This is a genomic window from Streptomyces smaragdinus, assembly GCF_009604385.1.
Lineage (GTDB): Bacteria > Actinomycetota > Actinomycetes > Streptomycetales > Streptomycetaceae > Streptomyces > Streptomyces smaragdinus.
On sequence record NZ_WEGJ01000003.1, the window covers coordinates 261,756 to 281,990 of the forward strand.

Here is a 20,235-nt window from a genome sequence, read left to right on the forward strand (position 1 = left end):
AGTGAAAGGTAACGGCTGAGCTGTGGCGGTATGGAACGGGGAGTGGGTCACCGACCGGCTGGGCGTCGCGCTGACGGGCCCGGACACCCTGCGTGACCTGCTGGGACTCGCGCTGCGCCGCAATCCGCGGCGCGCCCATCTGCTGGTCTCGTCGGTGCTGGGCAAGCACATACCCGCCCCGCCCGCCGACGTCTACGGCGCGGGCTTCGAGCTCGGCCGCCGGGTACGGGAGCTGCTGGGCCCCTCGGAGGCGGACCGGGCCGTGGTGCTCGGGTACGCCGAGACGGCCACCGGCCTCGGGCACTGCGCGGCCGACGGGCTGGGCGCGGCGGCGTACCTGCACTCCACGCGGCGCCCGGTGGCGGGCGTGGCGCGGGCGGGCGGCTTCGAGGAGGAGCACAGCCACGCCACCAGGCATCTGCTGCTGCCCGCCGACCCCGCGCTGCTCGCCGGGGACGGGCCGCTGGTGCTGGTGGACGACGAGTGCTCCACCGGGCGGACCATACGGAACACCGTCGCCGCGCTGCACGCCGTGTCCGCGCGGGAGCGGTACGTGGTGGCGGCCCTGGTCGACATGCGGTCGGCGGACGACCGGCGGGAGCTGGACAAGCTCGCCGCCGACCTCGGGACCCGGGTGGACGTCGTGGCGCTGGCCTCGGGCGCGGTGACGCTGCCGGAGGGGGTGCTGGAGCGGGGGCAGGAGCTGGTGGAGTCGCTGTCGTCGCCGGCGGCTCCGTCCCCGGGTGCCGCGCCGGACGTCACGCGCGTCGACGTCGGCTGGCCTGCGGGGCTGCCCGACGGCGGACGGCACGGGTTCATGTCCCGGGACCGGGAGCGGCTGGAGGCGGCGCTGCCCGCGATGGGGGAGCGGCTGGCCTCCGCGCTGGGGTCCGGTGCCTCCCGGGTGCTGGTCCTCGGCAACGAGGAGCTGATGTACGCGCCGCTGCGGCTGGCGGGGGCGCTGCAGGACGCGGCGCCGTCGGCCGAGGTGCGGTTCTCGACGACCACGCGCTCCCCCGTGCTGGCGGTGGACGATCCGGGGTACGCGATACGGACCCGGCTCGCCTTCCCGGCCCACGACGATCCGGCCGACGGGCCCGGCACGCGGTACGCGTACAACGTGGCCCCGGCCGCCGGGGACGCCCCGTTCGACGCGGTGGTCGCCGTCGTGGACTCCGCGGGGGACACCCCGGAGCTGGACGCCCTGCTCGCGGAGGTCGGGGCGCACACGGGGCGGGTGCTGCTCGCGGTGCTCCCCTCGTACGTACCGCTGCCGTCGCCGCTGCGGGGCACCCCTTTGCCTCGGCCGCTCCGCGGCCCGGCCTTTGGCTCGTACACCCCCGACGAGGTCGGCTGGCTGCTCAAGGACCTCTCCGGCGTCGAGCTGGAGGCGCCCACCGAGGAGCGCGAGGAGGCCATCCAGAGCGGCGGCGCGCATTACGCCGAGTCGCTGCCGGTGGAGTACCAGCCGAGCCCCGCCTACCAGGCCCTCTTCCAGCAGGCCCTCGCCGGCTCCGCCCGCCGGATGGCCGAGGCCGTCGCCGTCGTCACCGAGACCGTGCTGGCCGAGCGCTCCCCGCGCCCCGTGCTGGTGTCCCTGGCCCGCGCCGGCACCCCCGTCGGCGTGCTGATGAAGCGCTGGGCGGCGCACGCCCACGGCCTCGACCTGCCGCATTACGCGGTGTCCATCGTCCGCGGCCGGGGCATCGACCGCACCGCGATGCGCTGGCTGGCCGCCCACCACGACCCGGCGGACGTGGTGTTCGTCGACGGCTGGACGGGCAAGGGCGCCATCACCCGCGAACTCGCGGAGGCGCTGGAGGAGTTCGAGGGCTTCGACCCGCGGATCGCCGTCCTCGCCGACCCCGGCTACTGCGTCGACACGTTCGGCACCCGCGACGACTTCCTCATCCCGTCCGCCTGCCTCAACTCCACCGTCTCCGGGCTGATCTCCCGCACGGTGCTGCGCGAGGGCCTGATCGGTCCCGGCGACTTCCACGGCGCGAAGTTCTACCGCGAGCTGGCGGACGCCGACGTCTCGCGCGCGTTCCTCGACACCGTCTCCGCCGAGTTCGCCGCCCTCGGTACGGTCGCCCCGATGCCGGCCTCCCCCGGCCGGGCGCCGAGCTGGTCGGGGTGGCGGGCCGTGGAGCGGATCAGCGAGTCGTACGGCATCCACAACGTCAACCTCGTCAAACCCGGCGTCGGCGAGACGACCCGGGTGCTGCTGCGCCGCGTCCCCTGGCGCGTGCTCGTACGGCGCGGCGTCGGCAGCGACCTCGACCACGTCCGGCTCCTGGCCGAGCAGCGCGGCGTCCCCGTCGAGGAGGTCGACGGGACGGACCTGCCGTACAGCAGTGTGGGCCTCATCCATCCGCACTACACGCGCGGCGCCACGGGCGCCGACGGGAAGGCGATTGTTTCGTGAGCCATACCGGGCCTTCGGGCTTCTCATCCGCCGGTGACGTCTCCGCCGTACCGGTCACCGACGATCCGCCCACCGCGGCGGGCAGCAGCGTCCTGGTCGCCAGCGACCTCGACCGGACGCTCATCTACTCCTCGGCCGCCCTGCTGCTGGGCATGCCGGACGCGCGGGCGCCGCGTCTGATGTGCGTCGAGGTCAACGACGGCAGGCCGCTGTCGTACATGACGGAGGACGCCGCCGTCCTCCTCCCCGATCTGATGGCCCGTACGGTCTTCGTCCCGACGACCACCCGGACCCGCAAGCAGTACCGCCGCATCCGCCTCCCCGGCCCCCGCCCGCCGTACGCGATCTGCGCCAACGGCGGCCATCTCCTCGTCGACGGCGACACCGACCACGACTGGAACGCCGCCGTGCGCGAGCGCCTGGCCGCCGACTGCGCGCCGCTGGCCGAGGTCAGCGAGCACCTCCAGCGCACCGCCCACCCCGACTGGACACGCAAGATCCGCATCGCGGAGGACCTCTTCACGTATCTCGTGGTCGCCCGCGACCTGGTGCCCGAGCTGTGGGTGAAGGAGCTCACCGGCTGGGCCGGGGAGCGCGGCTGGTCCGTGTCCGCGCAGGGCTCGAAGATCTACCTCGTGCCGCGCCCGCTCACCAAGAGCGCCGCCGTCGCCGAGGTCGCCCGCCGCGCCGGTACGACGCTCACGCTCACCGCCGGTGACTCGCTGCTGGACACCGACCTGCTGCTGGCCGGCGACCAGAGCTGGCGCCCGGGCCACGGCGAGCTCGCCGACCAGGGGTGGACGTCCGCCCGGGTGACCGCGCTGGACGAGCTGGGCGTGGCGGCAGGCGAGCGAATCCTGCGGGAGATGCTGCTCAGGATCTGACGCGGGACGGGCGGCTTGCGCGAGGATTGCGTTCATGAGGATCCCGCCGCAGGACAAACGGCCGCCGCAGAGCGCCGAGCTCTATCAGTACGTGCTCGACCACAACCCCCCGCTGGACGCGGTCCAACGGGGGGTCGTCGAGCTGACGCATGCCCGTTTCCCCAGCTCGGCCGGTATGCAGTCGGCGCGGGAGCAGGGCCCGCTGCTGGCGTTCCTGGTCCGGCTGACGGAGGCCAGGCATGTGGTGGAGATCGGCGTGTTCACCGGCTTCTCGTCCCTCTCCATGGCCCAGGCGCTGCCCAAGGACGGCCGGCTGATCGCCCTGGACGTCTCCGAGGAGTGGACCGCGCACGCCCGCGACGCCTGGGAGCAGGCGGGGGTCGCGGACCGGGTGGAGCTGCGGCTGGGCCCGGCGCTGGACTCGCTGCGGGCGATGCCCGCCGAGCCGCACATCGACCTCGCCTATCTGGACGCCGACAAGGAGGGCTACCCGGCGTACTGGGAGGAGCTGGTGCCGCGGATGCGGCCCGGCGGGCTGATCGTCGTGGACAACGTGCTCTACCACGGCACGGTCGCGGACCCCGAGGAGACGGGGTCCGCGGTGACGGCGATCCGGGCGTTCAACGACCTGGTGGCCGGGGACACCCGGACCGAGTCGGTGCTGCTGACGGTGGCCGACGGGCTGACGCTGGCGCGGCGGGTCGGCTAGACCGTTCGCAGTCCGTGGCGTCGGGTGTCTTCCGTGTGACGGGTGCGCCAGTAGGGGTTGTCGTGGGGCAACTTGCTGCTGACGCGCCCGTACATGCCGCACATCAGCAGGAAAAGGCCGACGCAGAAGCTGAAGATGACGTTCGACATCTTGAACGCGAGGAAGTTCGCCTCCGTGTTCAGCAGGGCCAGGTTGACGAAGCCGCTGAGCAGGAAGAGGCCGCCCATCACCATGTTCAGCATGGAGGCGAAGTTGCCGCCCTTGATCACGCCGAGCAGCAGGATGGCGCCGGCGACCACGGAGATGAGGCCGAGGAGACCGTTCGTGCTGAGGCCCATCATCTCGTCGCCGTGCTTGCTCGCGAAGCCGACCTCGCCGGTGAGGCCGAGGATGCCGAAGGCGATGAGCCAGAGGCCGGCCAGCCCGGCGCCGATGCGGTAGACGAGGCTCAGCTTGTGGTCGACGGGGAGGGCCTCGTCGAGGAGGGTGTGCTTGCGGAGCCCGAGGTTCACCCCGCGCTCGCGCAGGGCGCCGCGGGGGCCTTCCTGCTCGAAGTGCGGGGGCTCCGCGAGGGGGTGCGGGAGCGAGTCGGCGGGGTAGTCCTGGGTGGGCATGGGGGTCGGCCTCCTTCGCCTGTACGTGGGACAGCTCCGCGGGGCATCTCCGTGGGGGCACGGGTACGCCCACGTATGTCCAGCATCCGCCCGGTGCCCGGCGGGCGCCAGTCTTCCGATTACGGAGGGTGACGGCTAGTCTGGGTCGTATGCCTCGCTACGAGTACCGCTGCCGCTCCTGCGGCACCACGTTCGAACTGTCCCGCCCGATGTCGGAGTCCTCGTCCCCGGCCTCGTGCCCCTCGGGGCACGGGGACACGGTGAAGCTGCTGTCGACGGTGTCGGTGGCCTCGGGCGGCTCGTCCGCGCCGTCGCCGTCGCCTTCGGCGGGCGGAGGCGGCGGGTGCTGTGGTGGGGGGTGCTGCGGGTAGGGCGGCGCCGTCGCCTGCGGCGGGCGGGGGCGTGAGTAATGCGGGGGGCGGCTGCGCCGGGCCGCCGGTTCCGGCGCCGGAACGTGGGTACTTTCGGGGTGTCCAGTCCCGAGAGGTTCCGGTATGCCCGACTCCACGTACAGCAGCCAACGCGTCGGCCAACGGGTCCGTGACGCCCGCAAGGCCCGTGGCCTGACCCAGCGGCAGCTCGCCCAGCGGATGAGCTGCTCGCTCTCCCTCCTCACCAAGGTCGAGTCCGGCCACGCCCCCGCCAGCCCCTCGTTCACGGCTGCCGCGGCCCGTGCGCTCAAGGTGCGCCTGGCCCAGCTCACGGGGCAGCCGTACGAGGACCCGCAGCGCGGTCGCGTACACGCCACGATTCCGGACGTCCAGACGTCCATGCTGTCGTGGGACCTGCCGGACGACACCCTCCCCGTCCGCCCGTACGAGGAGCTGGCCGCCGACGTGGCGACGGCCTCCGGCCTCGGCCGCAAGGCCCGGTACGCGAAGCTCGGCGTGATGCTGCCGCCGCTGCTGGACGAGTTGTCGGCCGCCTGCCACGCCGCCGAACGCGGCGCCGAACGGGAGCGCCTGTTCGGCCTGCTCGCCGAGGCATACTCCGGCGTCACCGCCATCGCGTACGCCCTGGGGCTGTTCGACCTGCGCTCGCAGGCGATGGACCGGGTGCGGTGGGCGGCCCGCGAGTCCGGCGACCCGCTGCGGGTGGGACGCACCCAGTGGCAGCGCAGCACGCTGTTCTTCCAGGCCGCCGCCTACGACCGGGGCCTCCGGCTCCTGGAGCGGGTCCACCACGACCTCGGCGAGGACATCACGCACATGGCACCCCCGGCCCTGTCGGTGCACGGCGCGGTCCATCTCCGTTCCGCGATGTTCGCCGCCCGCGCCGGGAACCGGCCCACCGCCACGGCCCACCTCGACGCCGCCGCCGAGACCGCCGCCCGCCTCGGACGCGACGCCAACCACTACGGCGTCGAGTTCGGCCCCGCCAACGTCCTCATGCACCGCCTCGGCGTGGCCGTCGAACTGGGCGACGGACCGGGCGTCGTCCACTGGACCGGGCAGCGGCTCCCGGCCGACGTCGCCCCCGTACGCGCGGGCCGGTGGTGGATCGACGCCGCGAAGGGCTGGCTGGACTACGGCAACCAGGAGAAGTCCCTCGCCGCCCTCCAGACCGCCCGCCGCGTCTCCCCCGAGCAGACCCGCAACCACCCGCAGGTCCGGGAGACCACGGCAACGCTCATCCACCTCGAGCGGTACGGCAAGGAATCCCTCACGGGGCTGGCGTCCTGGCTGGGCATCACCTGACGGGCTTTCAAAAGCCTTGAAACTCACCCCCGTTGCGCGGCGCCACGCTGGTAATCGACACCGATCACCGACTCCGGCGGGAGCCGCATGCCGCATCGCACCCATCTGACGCCACCGGTACACCTCGGCTACCCGCTCCCCGACCCGCCCCCCGCGCAGGGCTGCGCCGCCTGCGAGGCCCTGGCCGCGTACCGCGCGGAGGCGCGGGGGGCCGGCGACCTCGCCGCCGTGTCGGACTGCAACGTCGGGATCCGGCGGCACCCCCACGAGGATCACCTCGGGGACCGGCCGCACCCCCACGAGGATCACCTCGGGGACCGGCCGCACCCCCACGGGGAGCGGTGACCGTGACCGACCACCGCCGCTGCTGGCGCTGCGACTCGCCGGACGGCCCCTTCGCCCCGTACGGGTACGCGGTCGTCGCGTCGACGACGGGTCCCGGCTACGACCTCCCCCTGTGGCGCTGCCGCGACGGCTGCCCGGCCGGGGACGGCCCCGAATGGATCGCACGGCGAACGGAAACCGACCCGGTGTGATGAAATCACCGCATCCAGCCCTTTCAGGCTGAAACCCCCACAATATCCCCGAGGTCAGAATGCTTCAAAAGCAAACAACCCTCCTACGCCGAACCACCGCCCCCCTGCTGGCCGCAGCCCTCCTCACGGCAGCCGCCTCCACCGCCCAGGCGGCCGGCGACCCCCCGGACACCCCCAAGGAAACCTGCCCCCGCAGCACACACCCCTGCCCCGGACCCCCTGGACCTCCCGGACCTCCCGGACCAGCTGGCCCGACCCTCCCCACCCAGATCATCGAGGAGCCGTACGACCTGGTCTCCGGACTCAACACCGGAACCGCCACCTGCCCCGCAGACACCACCATCACGGGCGGCGGCCTGAAGACACCCCTCGGCGGCAACAGCCTCACCGTCCAGGTGTACGAGTCCTACCCGTCCCCCGACAACATCTGGACGGTGTCCTTCAACAACCCGGCCAGCACCATGGGCTCCTACTCGGTCTACGCCATTTGCCTCCCCGTCACGCCGGAGGCCTGACCCCCCTCACGCCGGGCCCCGCCCATCCCCCCGGGCCGGGGCCCGGCCCCTCACTGGAGCGGAAGCTCCACCCCGTACTCCTCCTCCGGCCGAGGCCCGTGAATCCGCCGATCGGCCTCGGCGATGGCGACGTCATTGATGCTGGCCTCGCGCCGCCGCATGAGCCCCCGCCCATCGAACTCCCACAGCTCGTTGCCGTAACTCCGCCACCACCGCCCGTCCGCGTCATGCCACTCGTACTGGAACCGCACGGCGATCCGGTCCTCGCGAAACCCCCACAGGCTCTTGCGCAGCGCGTAATCCTGCTCGCGCTCCCACTTCTTGGTCAGAAACGCGACGATCTCCTCCCGCCCGCTGACGAACGTGTCCCGGTTCCGCCACCGGGAGTCCGGCGTATAGGCGAGGGCCACCCGCTGCGGATCCCGCGTGTTCCACGCGTCCTCGGCGGCCTGGACCTTCTGGCGCGCGGTCTCCGGGGTGAACGGCGGATAGGGCGGTCGGCTTTCGGACACAGCGACTCCTCACGTCGAGAACGTGCGTTCTCCACCTCTGGAGCTAAGGTAGGGAACGACCGTTCTCGACGTCAAGGGAGCCCCGCGATGCCCGCCCCGATCACGGAGGAGCAAAGCCGCCTCGACCGCGAGACGCTGCTGGACGCGGCGGAGAAGCTGTTCTACGAAAAGGGCATCCGCGCGGTGGGCATGGACGAGGTCCGAGCGACGTCGGGCCTCCCCCTGAAACGGATCTACCGCTTCTACGCGACGAAGGAAGACCTGGTGGTAGCCATGCTCAGACGCCGCGACCTCCGCTGGCGCGGCAACCTGGCGTCATACGTGGAACAGCACACGGACCCCCGCGCCCGCGTCCTGGCGGTCTTCGACTGGCTGGCGGAATGGTTCGCGGAGCCCACGTACCGGGGCTGCGCCTGGATCAACGCGTACGGCGAATTCGGCGAGACATCGGACCCGATCCTGACGGAGGTCCGAGCCCACAAAAAAGCGTTCCACGCCCAACTCGCAACCTGGACCGCAGCCACCGACCTCCCCCTGACCGACCCCCTCTACCTCCTGGCGGAGGGCGCCATGGTCACAGCAGCGATCACCGCGGACCCCACCCCGGCCCACCACGCCCGCGCTGCGGCGGCAGCGCTGCTGGGGACGCCCTGAGACGTCGGCCCACGATGCCGATGACAGGCCGGGTCGTCGTAGGGGCCGTGCCTCTGGAGGGCTGGTCAGCGCCCCGCCGCCGCCAGTGCCTCCGCCAGCGTTACCGGCGCGCGGCCGATGAGCCGGCGCAGATCGCCGGAGGCCGTGTGCATCTCGCCGCGGGCCATGCCGAGGTCCGCGTCGGCCAGGACCTCCGCCAGCTCGGGCGGCAGGCCCGCGGCGGTCAGCGCTCCGGCGAACTCGGCGACCGGGAGGTCGGCGTAGGCGATTTGCTCGCCGGTCGCCGTGGAGATCGCCGCGGCGAGTTCCGTGAGCGTGAAGGACTCGTCGCCGCCCAGTTCGTAGACGGCGCCCTCGTGGCCCTCGGTGGTGAGCACGGTGGCCGCCGCCTCCGCGTAGTCCGCGCGGGACGCGGCGCTGATCCGGCCGTCGGACGCCGCGCCGACCACGGCGCCGTGGGCCAGGATGTGCGGCAGCTGGTCGGTGTAGTTCTCCAGGTACCAGCCGTTGCGCAGCAGCACGTGGGCGATGCCGTGGTCCCGCAGGTACGCCTCCGTCTCGCCGTGCGTGGCGCCGATGACCGTGGCCGCCGTGTCCGCGTGCGTCGTGCTCGTGTACGCCACCAGCGAGACGCCCGCCGCCGCCGCGGCGTCGATCGCGCGGCGGTGGTTGGCCACGCGGCCGTCCACCGGGACCGAGGCCGAGACCAGCAGCAGCCTGTACGCCCCCGCGAAGGCCTCCGCCAGGCTGTCGGGGTCCGCGAAGTCCGCGCGGCGCACCGTGACGCCCCGGTCGGCCAGGTCCTTGATCCCCGTGATGTCCCGGCCGGTCGCGACGATGTCCGCGGCCGGGGTGCCGCGCCGCAGCAGCGCCTCGACGGTGAGCCGGCCCAGGCGGCCGGTGGCTCCGGTGACGACGATCGACATGGTGGTCCCTCTTTCGGTGAGCGCCCGGCGCGATCCGTCCGCGGCGGGATGAAATACAGGGTGACCTGCACACTCTCCAACGGGAAGTAGCCACTTCCTGGTAGGGTACTTACCCAGGCGAAAGCATTGAGGTGAGTCGGATGGCGGCTGTTCGGAAGGTGACGGGGCCCACGTTCGATCCGTACGAGCGCGGCTGCCCCTCCCGGGACCTGCTCGACCAGATCGGCAGCAAGTGGGCGGTCCTCGTCCTCGGCGAGCTCGGCCGCCACGGCGCCTCCCGGTTCAGCCGGCTCCGCCAGGCGCTGGCGGGCGTGAGCGAGAAGATGCTCACGCAGACGCTGCGCACCCTCGAGCGCGACGGGCTGGTCAGCCGGACCGTCTATCCGGAGGTGCCGCCGCACGTGGAGTACGAGCTGACCGCGCTCGGCCAGACCCTGCGGGAGCCGCTGAAGGCGCTCACCGAGTGGTCGGTGCGGCACGTCGGGGACGTCGTCACCGCCCGCGAGGAGTACGACGCCCGGTAGTCAGGACACCGGGGCGCAGTGGGCCCGGCGGTAGGCCAGCGGCGACAGCCCCACGTACGTGTGGAAGTGCTTGCGCAGGGCCACCGGGTCGCCGAAGCCGCAGGTCGTGGCGATCCGCGCGACGGTCAGATCGGTGGACTCCAGCAGCAGCCGCGCGTGCGCCAGCCGCCGCTGCGCCAGCCACTTCAGCGGGCTGCTCCCCACCTCGCCGCGGAACCGCCGGGTGAAGGTCCGTACGCTCATGTGCGCGTGCCGCGCCATGTCCTCCAGCGTGATCGGCTCCGCCAGCCGGTCCAGCGCCCACTGCCGGGTCGCCGAGGTGGACCGGTCGGTGTCCTGCGGCACCGGGTGCTCGATGAACTGCGCCTGCCCGCCCTCGCGCCACGGCGCCACCACGCAGCGCCGCGCGGCGGCCGAGGCCACCGCCGCCCCGTGGTCCAGCCGGACCAGATGCAGGCACAGGTCGATCCCGGCCGCCCCGCCGGCGGACGTCAGGATGCGGCCGTTGTCGACGAACAGCACGTCGGGATCGACCTCGACGCCGGGGAACAGCCGCGCCAGCGCGTCGCACAGCGCCCAGTGCGTGGTGGCCCGCCCGCCATCCAGCAGACCGGCCGCCGCGAGCAGGAAGGCCGAGGTGCACAGGCTGACGATGCGGGTCCGCGGGCCTATCCGGGCCAGGGCCGCGGCGAGTTCGCCGGGGAGCTCGCCGGTCGCGAGCAGCCGGTCGCCGGGCTCCTGGGTGGCGATCACCACGGTGTCCGCGGTGTCCAGCGCCGACTCGTCGTGGTCGACGACGATCCGGTAGTCCTCGTGCGTACGCACGGGCCGGCCGCCGAGGGAGCAGGTGCTGACGGAGTACAGACGGGTCCCGTCGGGTTCGCAGGCCTCGTTGAACACGCGGGCGGGGATGCCCAGGTCCAGGGGGAGGACTCCGTCGAGGGCGAGGACGACGACACGATGCGGCATGGCCGGAATGGTACGACAGGTGGCTCCCCGGCCACTCACTCGCCTCCCCCGGCACACGGCACTCTTTCTTTCGGCGGAGATCGCCGTCTCGAAGAACCACACATGAACGAGGACGACATGAGCGAGCACACCATGCGGGCAGTGACCATCAGCGAGTTCGGCGGCCCCGAGGTGCTGACCGTCGGGGAGGTCGCGCGCCCCGAGCCGCTGCCGACCGAGGTGCTGGTGCGGGTGCGGGCCGCCGGCGTCAACCCGGTGGACTGGAAGACCCGCGAGGGCCAGGGCATGGCGGGGCTGCAGACGTTCCCGCTGATCCTGGGCTGGGACGTCTCCGGTGTGGTCGAGGCGGTCGGCTTTGGCGTCACCACCCTGAAGCCCGGCGACGAGGTGTACGGGATGCCGTGGTTCCCGCGCGCGGCGGGCGGTTACGCGGAGTACGTGACCGCCCCGGCGCGTCAGTGGGCCCGTAAGCCCGCCACCCTGGACCACGCACACGCCGCCGCCGTGCCGCTGGCGGCGCTGACCGCCTGGCAGAGCCTGGTCGACACCGCCGGGGTGCGGGCGGGGCAGCGGGTGCTGATCACGGCCGCGGCCGGCGGGGTGGGGCACTTCGCGGTGCAGTTCGCGCGGCATCTGGGCGCCCATGTGATCGCGACGGCCAGCGCCGCGCGGCACGCGTGGCTGAAGGAGCTCGGGGCCGACGAGGTCGTCGACTACACCACGACCCGCTTCGAGGACGTCGTCCGGGACGTCGACGTCGTCATCGACCTGGTGGGCGACGCCCACGACCTGACCAGCACCCGCGCGCTGACGGTCCTGCGCCCGGGCGGTCTGCTGGTCGCGGTGCCGTCCGGCGTCTCCCCGGACCTGGCGAAGGCGGGTGAGGCGGTCGGCGTGCGGGTCACGCCGTATCTGGTCGAGCCGGACGGTACGGCGCTCGCCACGATCGCCGGGCTGATCGACGCCGGTGAGGTCGCCGTCGAGGTGGAGGAGACCTTTCCGCTGGAGCAGGCGGCCCAGGCCCACACCCGCGTGGAGGCGGGGCGTACGCGGGGCAAGGTCGTCCTCACGGTCGGCTGATCACGTTGTCCGTGAGCGGTCCGGGGTATGGACCCGGACCGCTCACGTGGGCCGACGGCCCCTTCCGGGGTCCTCGCGGGGCCTCCCTTCGCTGGACGGGACCCGCCTACGATGTTCGATATGAGCGACGTAAACCGTCCCAATCCGCTCGGCGACTACCTCCGTGCCCGGCGGGCGCTGGTCACCCCGGAGCAGGCCGGACTCCCCGGGGGGACCGGCCGCCGCGTCCCGGGGCTGCGGCGGGAGGAAGTCGCGATGCTGGCGGGCATCAGCGCCGACTACTACCTGCGGCTCGAACGCGGCCGGGACAAGAACCCCTCCCGGCAGGTCCTCGAATCCCTCGCCCGGGTCCTGCGCCTCGACGACCTCGAGCAGGACTACCTCCTCGGCCTGGCGACCCCGCGCCCCCGGTCACGCCGCCGCGCCAAGCCGGAACGCGTGCCGGCCCGGCTGCACCAGCTGCTGGCGACCCTCGGGGTGCCCGCGTTCGTCGAGGGCCGCGCCTTCGACGTACTCGCCTCCAACCCCCTCGCCGTAGCGCTCAACCCGCGTCTGCGGCCCGGGTTCAACCGCCTCCGCTCGCTGCTCCTCGACCCCGAGGAGCAGGCCTTCCAGCAGGACTGGCCCCGCGCGGCGGAAACGGCCGTCGCCGCGTTCCGCAAGTCCGTCGGCGACGACACCGACAACCCGCGCTACGTGGAGCTGGTGGGCGAACTCGCCCTCGCGAGCGAACGCTTCCGCACCCTCTGGGCCCGCCACGACGTGCGCGCCCTCGACGGCGGCACCACCACCGTGAACCATCCCGTGGTCGGCGAACTGCGCCTGCACCGCGACAAGCTGCCGGTGGACGGGCTGCTCCTGGTCCTCTACTACCCGGACCAGGACAGCGAGAGCGCCGAGAAGCTCCGCCTCCTGGCGTCCCTGGCGGAGTCCGGGTCGCCTCTCACCGCCGGGTGAGCTCGCGTCATCCCTCGCTGGAGAGCAGGCGCAGGATCTGCGGCCAGCTGTCCTCGCGGGCCTTCGCGTTCGCGGCCGCGGTACCGCCCAGGTTCTGATACTGGCCGTACACCGGGTGCTTGATGGTCACGGCCGTCGCCGTGTACGGGAAGTCGCCGACGGCGTGGCCGGCCTCGGGGTAGAGCAGTGCGCGGTGCTTCTGGCCGGCGGCCCCGTGTTGCCGGCCGATGTCCTTGGCCGCCGGGAACGAGGGCCAGACGCGGTCTCTCATCCCCGCGACGGCCAGTACGGTGCCGCGTGCCCGGTCCAGCGGGATGGGTGAATAGGACAGGGGCTTGCCGTGATCGGTCCAGGCGGGGCCGCCGTCGGGGAGGCCGTCGGCGGTGTCGCGGGTGGGGGAGTTGAGCACCACGTCGCCGACCAGGCTCGGATAGCGGTGGACGAGGAGCTGGGCGGCCTCGGTGCCGCGGGAGATGCCGATGACGGCCACCGGTTTGTCGCCGGTACCCGCGCGGCGGCCGAGCAGCTTGATCCCCTCGGTGAAGTACTCCAGGTCGATACGGCTCAGGGTGTCGGGGCGGCCCTTGCAGCCGAAGTAGCACAGGGCCAGTGCGGGGTGGCCGCGTGAGGCGAGCAGGGCGGCGTCGAAAATGCCCCAGTTGCCGCCCTCCGAGCCGCCGAGCACGAGGACCGGCGTACGGCGTGGGGCATCGGCGGGCGGGAGGTAGAGCTTGCCGTTGACGCTGTCCTCGGCCACGGTGAGGGAGTCGTCGGCGACACCGCCGGCCAGCCAGGTGCGGGTCAGGGTGCGGGTCGCGATCCGCCGGTCGCCGGCGAGGATGTCCAGGCGTACGCGGAAGGACGGCTTGTCCTCGGGCCTCCCGCTGAAGTAGGAGGACTCGTCGGTCGGCCCGCGCTGCGGTCGCATCGACCAGAACAGGCCCATGCCGTCGACGGTCCTGTACGTACCGTCGCTCGGCCGGGCGCGGGTGAGATCGACGGTCCCGTTCGCGTCCGCCTCGACGGTGGCCCGCCCCGTCCACCACATCCCGGCGTAGTCCACGGCCTTGGCGGTGGCGGTCACCTCCTCGCCGGCCTTCAGCCCGGTGACCCGTATCCGCACCGGCTGATCCGCGAGGGCCTCCGCCTTGTCCACCTCGATCGCCGCCCGGGTACTGTGCCCGTCCCCACCGGTACACCCGGCGGCAAGCAGTAACGCCACCGCCGCGGCGGCTCCCCATACGGCTGAACGCCTCATCCCCCGTACCCCCTTGACCGGACCGCACGACGGTCCGTCATCAGGGTGCACCCGGGCCGTTCCCGGATCCATGCCCCGGTCCCGGCAACGGTCCGCGTGCTTCGCTTCCGGGAAGCGGCATCCGGGGCCTCGGGTGGTGCGGGGCCGGGGCGTGGATGCCCCGATTCCCCCCGTGACTCCCATGTGTCCGGTATCGCGCCTCGGGAGTAACCATGACGCCGAAAACCCCTCCGTCGTCTCGCCGGAGGGGTCTGGTGGACGCGGACGGTTTCGAACCGCCGACATCCGCCTTGTAAGGGCGGCGCTCTACCGCTGAGCTACGCGTCCGGGTGAGCCGTACCATACCTTGCCCGGTGGGGGCGGCGGCAAATCCGATCCCGGTCGCGAACCATCCGGGCCCTTGGTTCGTCTTCTCCTGGTGGGACAATGTCCGGAGGTGGTCGGGGTCGAGCGCGGGAGTGGATTGTGACGTCACACGGCACCAGGCGCTGGGGCTGGGGTGCGGGGCGTGGTGACGGTGGGCGGGCCGAGGCGCAGGCGGCGAAGGACGCGGCGGCCACGGCGTTCTACGAGCTGGACACCGCCCAGCGTGACCTGCGGATCTCCATAGAGACGATCTCCGCCGTCGACGACTCCCCCGCCGCCCGCAAGGTCGTCTCCGACTTCACGGCGCTCGGCCGGCGCATCGACGAGGTGTCCGCCGAGTACATCACCGCCGTCGACGCCCACGACCTCGACCGCGTCGACCTCGACCCCGGTACGGCCGCCCGCGCCCGTACCGAGCTGCAGCAGGCGACCAACAGGCTGGAGAAGGTCCGCGCCGACCTCAACCACTTCGCCCACAACCTCGGCCCCCTGCTGGAGAAGGCCGAGACCCAGCTGGCCCGCCTCGCCCCCTCCGTGGAGCGGGCCCGCCAGGCGCTGCTGGCCGCCAGCAACGCCCTGGACGCCGTACGGGACAAGGGCTACCGCGCGGACGAGCTCGCCGCCCGGCTGGCCAGGCTGGCGCCCGAGCTGACGAAGCTCAACCAGGGCGCCGGGGTGCACGGCGTGCAGGAGACCATCCGCCGGGCCATGGACATGCAGCGCGAGGCGGAGACCCTGCGCGCCGAGGCCGAGCAGCTGCCGCGGCGGGCGGAGGACCTCGACAAGCGGCTGGGCAGTCTGCGCACCCGCGCCCAGGCGCTCGCCACCCGCGCCGAGCGGGTGCCGCCGGTGCTCAGCGAGCTGCGCCGGCGGTTCGCCTCGCCGTCCTGGCAGGACCTGCAGCCGGTGCCGGAGCAGGCGCAGCGGGCCGTACGGGAGGCCGAGGGCAAGATCGGCGAGGCGGCGCGGGCGCGGGCGGAGCAGCGCTGGGCGGACGCGACGGCGCTGCTGGGGACGGCGCGGGCGCTGCTCAACAACACCGACGAGGCCGTCACCGCCGCCCAGGACCGGCTGCGCCGGCTCAACGAGGTGCAGGCGAACCACCAGGCGGACGTCGACCGCACCCGGTTCGCGATCCGCGACGCCCAGCGCCTGGCGATGGCCGGGCGGGACCGGCCCGACCCCCGGCACGCGGCGCCGCTGGACGCGGCCGTGGAGCGGCTGGACCGGGCGGTCGAGGGGCTGGTGGGCCGGCATCCGGACTACTGGCACTTCCTGATGGAGCTGGACGCCGTACGGGACACCGCGGCCCACGTCGTCCAGGAGATCCGCTCGGAGCGGGGCTCCGGGGCGCGGTAACTCCGGGCGAACCCCTGTATCGTGCAGCGGGTTTACGCGTGGTCATATGTCAGGGATCGGACAGGAAACGGGGGCGGCTGTGCGCGACGAGCTTCTCGGGGGCCGGTACCGGCTGATACGGCAGCTCGGCGAGGGCGGGATGGGCCAGGTCTGGGAGGCCCGGGACGAATCGCTCGACCGGCCCGTGGCCGTCAAGGTGATCTCGCTGCTCGCCGGCAACGGCCCCGAGAGCGCCGAGGCACGGGCCCGCTTCCTGCGCGAGGCGCGGCTGACGGCCGCGCTCCAGCACCCCGGCATCGTGACCATCCACGACCTCGGCGAGACCGAGCGCGCGGGCGCCACGGTCCCGTTCCTGGTCATGGAGCTGGTCCGGGGCGAGGGCCTGGACGTGCTGCTGCGCCGGGGTGAGGTCACCCTGCGGGACGCGGCGCACTGGGGCGCCCAGGTCGCCGACGCGCTGGGAGCCGCGCACGAGGCCGGGGTGATGCACCGGGACATCAAGCCGTCCAACATCCTCGTCACCCCGTCCGGCCTGGTGAAGGTCCTCGACTTCGGCATCGCGCGGGCGGTGGACGAGGGCACGGGCACGGCGGCCACCCGGATCACCCGGACCGGCTACATCGTGGGCTCGCCCCCGTACATGGCGCCCGAGCAGGCGCGCGGGAATCCGGAACCGCGCAGCGATCTGTACGCCCTGGGCTGTGTGCTCTACGAGCTGATCACCGGGGAGCTGCCGTTCGAGGCCGCGGACGCGGTGGGGTACATCACGGCGCATCTCGACGAGATGGAGCCGCGCCCCGGTTCGGTGAAGTACGGCATCCCGACCGAATGGGACATGGTCGTCCTGAAGCTGATGCGCAAGGATCCCGCGCGGCGGTACGCGGACGCCGCCGCGGTCGCCCGGGCGCTGCGGGAGCTGGACCGGTCGCCCGAGGATGCCCCGGTGCGGCGGGCGCCGCGGGGCGCCCTGGCGGCGAAGGTGGTGCGGCCACTGTCGGCGCTGTGCAGTGTCGGGCTCGTGGTCATGTTCGTCTCGGCCATGGGATTCCTCGACGAGGACGGGGCGCCGACCGGGCTGATCGCGGCGAACATGGCGCTGCTGATCGCGCTCATGCTCGCGCTCAACGCCGGCACCATGCTGCTGTCGCTGAGGAAGTCCGCCGGGCGCACGGTGCTCGCGGTGGCCGGTACCGTGGTGGCACTGCAGGGGGCGAGCTTCAGCCTGCAGGCGATGATGACGGGCGCGGACGTGACGTCGGCGGACGGTACTGCCTCAACGCTCGTCTTCGTCATCGCCCCGGTCACCGCCGTGGCGGCCGTCGCCATGGTAATCACGGCACTGCACCCGTCGACCCGCGCCCGGCTGCTGGGGGAGACCTGACACCCGGACGGCGTACGACCACGGGCGTACCCCCGTCTCCCGGACCGATCCTGGGCCTACCCCCGCCCGCCCGCGATCCGGGAGCACGATGTCCAAGCCCCTCCCCCTCGTCGCGCTCCTGTGCGCCCTGACCCTCGCGGCCCCCGCACCCGCCGCCGCTGCCACGAACGACCTCCAGCACCGCCTGAACGCCCTGGTGAACGCCGACGGCGGCCCGCCCGGCGTGATCGTCGTGCTGCGCTCCGGCGACCACACCCGCGTCCTCCGCGCAGGCACGGCGGATCTGGCCCACCACCGCCCCATCGACCCCGCCGACCACACCCGCGTCGCCAGCACCGCGAAGGCCTTCAGCGGTGCGGTAGCCCTCTCCCTCGTACGCAGGGGCCGCCTCGGCCTCGACGACACCATCGGCGACCGTCTCCCCCGGCTGCCGGCCGCCTGGCACGCCGTGACCCTCCGCCGGCTGCTGCAGCACACCAGCGGCCTGCCCGACTACTCGGAGGACGAGGCCTTCCGCGACCTCCTGCGCGCCGACCCGCACCACGTCTTCGACCCCCGCCGCCTGCTGGACTTCGTCGCGGACAAGCCGCTGAACTTCGCCCCCGGCTCCACGTACCGCTACTCCAACTCCGACAACATCGCCGTCGCCCTGATGGCGGAACAGGCCACCGGCCGGACGTACGACGCACTCCTGCGCCGCGAGGTGTACGGCCCCCTGCGGCTGCACGAAACGAGCCTCCCCCTGGGGTACGAGATGCCGGAGCCGTACATGCGCGGCTACGCCATGGATCCGCCGAATCCGCCGGAGGACGTCAGCGAGCTGTTCGGCGCCTCGGGCCTGTGGGCGTCGGGCGGCATCGTGTCCACGCCGCGCGACCTGACGCGCTTCATCCGCGGCTACGCGTCCGGGGCCCTGACCTCGAAGGACGCGCTGAGCCAACAACGCCACTGGATCAGGGGCTCGTCCGAGCCCGCGGGCCCGGGCGAGAACCGGGTGGGCCTGGCGATCTTCCGGTACCGGACCCGCTGCGGGACGGTCCTCGGCCACACGGGCAACACGGCGGGCTACACCCAGCTGATGGCCGCGACCCCCGACGGCAGCCGCTCGCTGACCTTCACGATCACCACCCAGGTCAACCGCGACACGCCCCCCGGCCTGCTGAAGCAGCTCCGCGCGGCCGAGGAGGACGCGGTCTGCGCCCTCCTCGCCAAGGGGAAGCACTGACCCCTACGACGACCGGATCCGCGCGTACGCCAGCTCCGCCAGCTTCCCCTGCCCCGACCTGTTGGGGTGGAAGTAGTCCCACTTGCTCAGATGCGACGAGCTGAACCGGAACTTGTACGACGCGCCCCCGTCGTACCGGCACAGCGGATGCTTGGCGCACTCGGTGCGCAGCACCTCGTTGTAGTCCCGCACCCGGTCGGTCACCCGCGCCCGGCGGTCGACGGTGCGCGGATCGAAGTCGACCGGGGACTCCAGCATCGACGGGCAGATGCCCAGCGACCAGATCTGCCGCGTCATCTCGTTGTTGTGCCCGACCTCCCACAGACGTTCGAGGTCCGGAACGCTGGACACGTACACCTGGGTGTGCGGCAGCTCGCGCCTGAGCCGGGTCAGGGCGTCGGCGAACAGCTGCCGGTACGAGCCGACGGCCGTCATGCGCGTGGTCGTCGGCCGGCAGGCGTCGTTGGCGCCCATCAGGATCGTCACCAGCTGCGGCCTGCGCGCGATCGCCTTGTCCAGCTGGCCGGAGAGGTCCTGCATCCGCGCACCCGTCCGGGCGAGGTTCCAGGTCTTCGACGGCGACGTCTTCAGCCGCGCCGCCAGGCTGTTGACGTCCGAGGAGTCGCCCGTCGACCAGGACACCTCCGGGCAGTCCGACAGCGCGCCGCAGGCGTCGAACCCGCGCGTGATGGAGTCGCCGAGGGCGGCGATCGAGCGGGGCGAGGTGTCCCACACCGGCCCCGTGGGCCTGGGGGACGGCCGGGCCTCCCCGGCCGGTGAACCGCCCGCGCGTGCCCGGGCGTCGGAGGAGTCCCCGTCGCCGGTGCAGCCCGCGGCCGTCAGCAGGGCGGCCGCCGCCAGCGCCGCGGCAGCGGCCCGTAATCCTCGTCGCATCCCAGAGCCCCTTCGCGCCCACGGGGCCACGCCCGAACGGACGTCGGCCCCTTCCCGTACCGACGGTACGACACCCGGTGGCGCGTCCGGCACGATAGTTTTTCCCCAGCGACCGGGAAGTGTGCCCCAGCGACATGACACGCAGTCATATCCTGTCCCCTTTGCGGGGAATCCGATCGCGAGGGTGTTTACTCTAGGCAACCCGGGGGAGCCGCGGCCGTCTCGAAATCGGAGGTCCAGGTGACGACACGTGGAGTGCTCTACGTCCACTCGGCGCCGCGAGCGCTGTGCCCGCATGTGGAATGGGCCGTCGCCGGTGTCCTCGGCGGCCGGGTGAGCCTCGACTGGATCCGCCAGCCCGCCTCGCCCGGGACGTGGCGGGCGGAGTTCTCCTGGCAGGCCGAGCCCGGGACGGCGTCCCGGCTGGCGTCCGCGCTGCGGGGCTGGCATCTGCTGCGGTTCGAGGTGACGGCGGAGCCGTGTGCCACGGCTGAGGGCGAACGTTTCTCCTCCACCCCGGAGCTCGGCATCTTCCACGCCGTGACGGGGATGCACGGGGACATCCTGATCCCCGAGGACCGGCTGCGCGCGGCGCTGGCGCGGTCGGTGCGGGGCGAGTCGGACCTGGAGGCGGAGATCGCCAAGCTGCTGGGCAAGCCCTGGGACGACGAGCTGGAGCCGTTCCGCTACGCCGGCGAGGGCGCCCCGGTGCGCTGGCTGCACCAGGTCGTCTGAGCGCGCCCCCGT

The 20,235-nt window shown here is 72.9% G+C and carries 22 protein-coding genes and 1 tRNA gene; 16 read left to right on the forward strand and 7 right to left on the reverse strand.

Annotated elements, in window-relative coordinates; all coding sequences use genetic code 11:
* Positions 1–22 precede the first annotated feature (22 nt).
* From SRB5_RS07275 to SRB5_RS07285, 3 genes are all read left to right on the forward strand, one after another.
* Positions 23–2,428 (forward strand): phosphoribosyltransferase, encoded by a 2,406-nt coding sequence (locus SRB5_RS07275; protein WP_323377226.1) that lies wholly within the window; start codon positions 23–25, stop codon positions 2,426–2,428.
* A gap of 92 nt (positions 2,429–2,520) precedes the next feature.
* Positions 2,521–3,312 carry an HAD family hydrolase gene (locus tag SRB5_RS07280; RefSeq protein WP_153450871.1) on the forward strand — a complete coding sequence of 264 codons (792 nt, stop codon included), beginning with the start codon at positions 2,521–2,523 and terminating at the stop codon, positions 3,310–3,312.
* 34 nt (positions 3,313–3,346) lie between these two features.
* Entirely contained in the window at positions 3,347–4,021 is a 675-nt protein-coding gene (locus SRB5_RS07285) for an O-methyltransferase (protein ID WP_153450602.1), read from the forward strand.
* On the opposite strand, the gene SRB5_RS07290 is transcribed toward SRB5_RS07285, so the two are convergent.
* Complete coding sequence (locus tag SRB5_RS07290; RefSeq protein WP_153450603.1) at positions 4,018–4,635, reverse strand: DUF4383 domain-containing protein; 618 nt, start codon at positions 4,633–4,635, stop codon at positions 4,018–4,020. The two genes, SRB5_RS07285 and SRB5_RS07290, sit on opposite strands and share 4 nt — an antisense overlap.
* A gap of 149 nt (positions 4,636–4,784) precedes the next feature.
* Between SRB5_RS07290 and SRB5_RS07295 the strand changes: the two genes are divergently transcribed.
* The 5 genes from SRB5_RS07295 to SRB5_RS07315 all read left to right on the forward strand — a co-directional run bounded on the left by SRB5_RS07295 (position 4,785) and on the right by SRB5_RS07315 (position 7,383).
* The gene (locus tag SRB5_RS07295; protein WP_153450604.1) at positions 4,785–5,006 is read left to right on the forward strand and encodes an FmdB family zinc ribbon protein; all 222 of its coding nucleotides are present in this window, start codon (positions 4,785–4,787) and stop codon (positions 5,004–5,006) included.
* Between the two features lie 123 nt (positions 5,007–5,129).
* Positions 5,130–6,332, forward strand: a complete 1,203-nt coding sequence (locus SRB5_RS07300; protein WP_153450605.1) for a helix-turn-helix domain-containing protein — start codon at positions 5,130–5,132, stop codon at positions 6,330–6,332.
* 87 nt (positions 6,333–6,419) lie between these two features.
* Entirely contained in the window at positions 6,420–6,677 is a 258-nt protein-coding gene (locus SRB5_RS07305) for a hypothetical protein (protein ID WP_153450606.1), read from the forward strand.
* Positions 6,678–6,679: 2 nt separating this feature from the next.
* Complete coding sequence (locus SRB5_RS07310; RefSeq protein WP_153450607.1) at positions 6,680–6,868, forward strand: hypothetical protein; 189 nt, start codon at positions 6,680–6,682, stop codon at positions 6,866–6,868.
* A gap of 59 nt (positions 6,869–6,927) precedes the next feature.
* Positions 6,928–7,383: a hypothetical protein gene (locus SRB5_RS07315; RefSeq protein ID WP_153450608.1), complete on the forward strand. Its 456-nt coding sequence runs from the start codon at positions 6,928–6,930 to the stop codon at positions 7,381–7,383.
* A 50-nt stretch (positions 7,384–7,433) separates the two neighbouring features.
* Here the strand turns inward: SRB5_RS07315 and SRB5_RS07320 are convergent, their stop codons facing one another.
* Entirely contained in the window at positions 7,434–7,895 is a 462-nt protein-coding gene (locus SRB5_RS07320) for a nuclear transport factor 2 family protein (protein WP_323377227.1), read from the reverse strand.
* An 87-nt stretch (positions 7,896–7,982) separates the two neighbouring features.
* Between SRB5_RS07320 and SRB5_RS07325 the strand changes: the two genes are divergently transcribed.
* A complete protein-coding gene (locus tag SRB5_RS07325; RefSeq protein WP_153450609.1) occupies positions 7,983–8,549 on the forward strand; it encodes a TetR/AcrR family transcriptional regulator in 567 nt (188 codons plus the stop codon).
* Positions 8,550–8,614: 65 nt separating this feature from the next.
* Here the strand turns inward: SRB5_RS07325 and SRB5_RS07330 are convergent, their stop codons facing one another.
* On the reverse strand, positions 8,615–9,475 hold the full coding sequence (locus SRB5_RS07330; RefSeq protein ID WP_153450610.1) for an SDR family oxidoreductase: 861 nt from the start codon (positions 9,473–9,475) through the stop codon (positions 8,615–8,617).
* Between the two features lie 140 nt (positions 9,476–9,615).
* On the opposite strand from SRB5_RS07330, the gene SRB5_RS07335 reads away from it, so the two are divergent.
* Entirely contained in the window at positions 9,616–9,999 is a 384-nt protein-coding gene (locus tag SRB5_RS07335; protein ID WP_153450611.1) for a winged helix-turn-helix transcriptional regulator, read from the forward strand.
* Here the strand turns inward: SRB5_RS07335 and SRB5_RS07340 are convergent, their stop codons facing one another.
* Positions 10,000–10,968, reverse strand: coding sequence for a GlxA family transcriptional regulator (locus tag SRB5_RS07340; RefSeq protein ID WP_153450612.1), 969 nt, complete (start codon positions 10,966–10,968; stop codon positions 10,000–10,002). It lies immediately after the preceding gene.
* Between the two features lie 117 nt (positions 10,969–11,085).
* Between SRB5_RS07340 and SRB5_RS07345 the strand changes: the two genes are divergently transcribed.
* Positions 11,086–12,048 (forward strand): NADP-dependent oxidoreductase, encoded by a 963-nt coding sequence (locus tag SRB5_RS07345; RefSeq protein ID WP_153450872.1) that lies wholly within the window; start codon positions 11,086–11,088, stop codon positions 12,046–12,048.
* A 120-nt stretch (positions 12,049–12,168) separates the two neighbouring features.
* Positions 12,169–13,005, forward strand: coding sequence for a helix-turn-helix domain-containing protein (locus tag SRB5_RS07350; RefSeq protein ID WP_153450613.1), 837 nt, complete (start codon positions 12,169–12,171; stop codon positions 13,003–13,005).
* A gap of 7 nt (positions 13,006–13,012) precedes the next feature.
* Here the strand turns inward: SRB5_RS07350 and SRB5_RS07355 are convergent, their stop codons facing one another.
* A complete protein-coding gene (locus SRB5_RS07355) occupies positions 13,013–14,263 on the reverse strand; it encodes an acyl-CoA thioesterase/bile acid-CoA:amino acid N-acyltransferase family protein (RefSeq protein WP_153450614.1) in 1,251 nt (416 codons plus the stop codon).
* A 252-nt stretch (positions 14,264–14,515) separates the two neighbouring features.
* Positions 14,516–14,590 (reverse strand) — tRNA-Val (locus SRB5_RS07360).
* A gap of 99 nt (positions 14,591–14,689) precedes the next feature.
* Between SRB5_RS07360 and SRB5_RS07365 the strand changes: the two genes are divergently transcribed.
* The 3 genes from SRB5_RS07365 (at position 14,690) to SRB5_RS07375 (ending at position 18,594) form a co-directional block, all read left to right on the forward strand.
* Entirely contained in the window at positions 14,690–15,988 is a 1,299-nt protein-coding gene (locus SRB5_RS07365) for a coiled-coil domain-containing protein (RefSeq protein WP_153450615.1), read from the forward strand.
* A 79-nt stretch (positions 15,989–16,067) separates the two neighbouring features.
* On the forward strand, positions 16,068–17,369 hold the full coding sequence (locus SRB5_RS07370) for a serine/threonine-protein kinase (RefSeq protein ID WP_323377230.1): 1,302 nt from the start codon (positions 16,068–16,070) through the stop codon (positions 17,367–17,369).
* Positions 17,370–17,457: 88 nt separating this feature from the next.
* Positions 17,458–18,594 carry a serine hydrolase domain-containing protein gene (locus SRB5_RS07375; protein ID WP_153450617.1) on the forward strand — a complete coding sequence of 379 codons (1,137 nt, stop codon included), beginning with the start codon at positions 17,458–17,460 and terminating at the stop codon, positions 18,592–18,594.
* 3 nt (positions 18,595–18,597) lie between these two features.
* On the opposite strand, the gene SRB5_RS07380 is transcribed toward SRB5_RS07375, so the two are convergent.
* Positions 18,598–19,488, reverse strand: a complete 891-nt coding sequence (locus SRB5_RS07380) for an SGNH/GDSL hydrolase family protein (RefSeq protein WP_153450618.1) — start codon at positions 19,486–19,488, stop codon at positions 18,598–18,600.
* Positions 19,489–19,728: 240 nt separating this feature from the next.
* Between SRB5_RS07380 and SRB5_RS07385 the strand changes: the two genes are divergently transcribed.
* Positions 19,729–20,223 (forward strand): DUF3145 domain-containing protein, encoded by a 495-nt coding sequence (locus SRB5_RS07385; protein WP_323377231.1) that lies wholly within the window; start codon positions 19,729–19,731, stop codon positions 20,221–20,223.
* The last annotated feature ends 12 nt before the right edge of the window (positions 20,224–20,235 follow it).